Source organism: Corallococcus sp. CA047B (assembly GCF_003612065.1).
GTDB lineage: Bacteria > Myxococcota > Myxococcia > Myxococcales > Myxococcaceae > Corallococcus > Corallococcus praedator.
The window spans coordinates 1-2,125 of the sequence record NZ_RAWD01000605.1 but is presented as its reverse complement, the minus strand read 5'-3'; the positions used below and the strand labels follow the sequence as shown (position 1 = coordinate 2,125).

General features: G+C 70.4%; 2 protein-coding genes. Both read right to left on the bottom strand.

The window, feature by feature from the left end:
* Positions 1–433 (bottom strand): DUF1775 domain-containing protein (locus tag D7X74_RS41495; RefSeq protein WP_120538419.1); only part of this gene is annotated, 433 nt, incomplete at its 3' end.
* A gap of 105 nt (positions 434–538) precedes the next feature.
* Complete coding sequence (locus tag D7X74_RS41490) at positions 539–1,405, bottom strand: hypothetical protein (protein ID WP_147446897.1); 867 nt, start codon at positions 1,403–1,405, stop codon at positions 539–541.
* Positions 1,406–2,125 lie beyond the last annotated feature (720 nt).

Here is a 2,125-nt window from a genome sequence, read left to right as displayed (position 1 = left end):
TCCCCGTCCAGCCCACCGTCGTCTCCACGCCGGCCCCCGTGCGGCACGTCTGCTCGGTGGGGAAGAACACCGTGGTGAAAGGCTTCGCGGGCAGCTTCGCGCGCAGGCCCAGGTGGAAGTAGTGCGTGTCCGCCGCTCGCACGTCGCCAGTCCGGGTCCACGTCACCGACGTCACGTTGCCCGCGCCGTCCTTCTCCACCTCCGCCTTGCCGAACGTGGAGTCCACCGGACGCACGCCCGTGACACCCGCCGGAATCGTCACCTTCACCCGGTACGTGTCCGCGCCGTCGCACCCGTGGCTCACGGTGAAGTCGGCATCGAACGAAACGCCCGCATAGGGAGGCGTGGGTCCCGCGACCGCCGCGTGCGCGAAGGCGGCGGTGGAGAAGAGCGAACCCGCGACGGCGAACAGCGGACCCAGGGGAAGCTTCATCGGGCGACTCCAGGAGGAAGGGAAGCTGCCGAATAGCAGCCCGCCCTGGAGTCCCCGGCTGCGGTCAATTGTCGCAGCGTCCGCACCGGACGCTCCGACGCCGTCTCACGGCAGGGCGATGCGCCCCGGGGCCTGTCCCGTGCCCTGTTCGGTGTGGCAGCTGTTGCAGTCGCCGTTCGTCTGGGGCGTGGCCATCTGCCGCGAGCGGCCGCTCGGGCCCACCAGCCGGGCGCGGTAGGGCAGCGGGAAGGACGGCTGGAGCGTGGTCGACATGAAGTTGCCCGCTTCGTTGGGCACCAGCGTGAGCTTCACCGCGCCCTGCGCGTCGAGGATCTCCACCTTCACGTTGGACGGCGAGCCCAGCCGCGGGTCGCACCCGTCCGCCACGTGCAGCGACGGGAACACCGTGCCCATGAAGAAGTACGCATTGTTGGGCGCCTGCTGCAGATGACAGCTCCGGCACGCATACCCGGGCGCCATCGACGCCCCGGTGCCGCTCGCCTCGCTCCAGAAGCTGTCGCTCGCGCACGTCGTCGGCGCCGGACCTGAAGGAAGGCTGCCGCACGTCCCCGCCGGCATCCCCGACTCCAACCACCGCGTGAGCACGGCGCGCGCCTCGTCCGGAATCGGGGGCTCCGACGCCGGAGGCATCGGCGCCGCCGCGTTCCCCAGCCGCTCCAGGCTGCGCTGCCCCACGCGCTCTTGCGCATGGACCGGTGAGGACCGCTGGAAGTCGGAGCGCGAAAGCAACGCCAGGGGCGCGTTCCCCTTCAGCGGCGTGGTGTGGCAGGACGCGCAACGCTCCGCCACCACGGCCTTCACGTCACACGGCAGCTCGTCCGGTCCCGGGTCCACGCCCGCGTCCGCTCCATCCCCCGGACCGGGGCCGTCCGTCCCCGAACAGCCCAGCACCCCGCCCAACACCGCCGCGAGCCACCACCGCCCTGCCCCACTCCGCTGCCTCCCCGACATGATCCCGTCCTCCTCGCGGCGCGCCGCGACCTGGCACCCGCCCCACGTGCGCGTACGGGCCGGACGGAATGCGCCGCGCCTCGATGCGTGGCTCGCGCGCTCTACCACGGCGCCTGTCGGGCCCCGCCGTGGCAAAGGGGCGCAGGCACACCCGTGTCGGACGCGTCCCCTATCCTTCCGCGCCTCTTGAGACCCCACTGTCCACGTCGCCCGGCGTCATCCTCCGGGCAAGGACCCGACCCGATAAAAACAAGGAATACCAATATCGCAGGCAATCCACGGGTGTGCTCCCACGTACCGGGGCCCAGGGAACGTCCCGGGCACATCCGCCCGGGGGACCCGTACACGCCGCGTGTTCCCGAGACACGATCCGATGTGTCACGTTTCGACTGATAACATCCGCTGTGCCATGAACAGGGGAAGTCCCCGGGTTCCGACCTTGGGGGTTATGTGAATGTTCCTCCGTTCGCGGCAGAAGAGTCTGGCGGCCCCCGACACGCCCCGAATTCCGTCACCATGAAATCAGTCCCCCCATTTCCACCCCGGCAGCACGAATCCCCTGCCGTGAGGGCGTTCCGGCGGAAATCCGTGGGGGTGGGGGGGATTGCTCGCGCGCGCTCCAGGCGATACATGCGCGACGCATCGCCCCTTCACGGCGGGTGCATCTTGCGACAGCCACCTTGAACTTCCGTACCGCCGGGCGAGAGCTGTCCCCCGGCC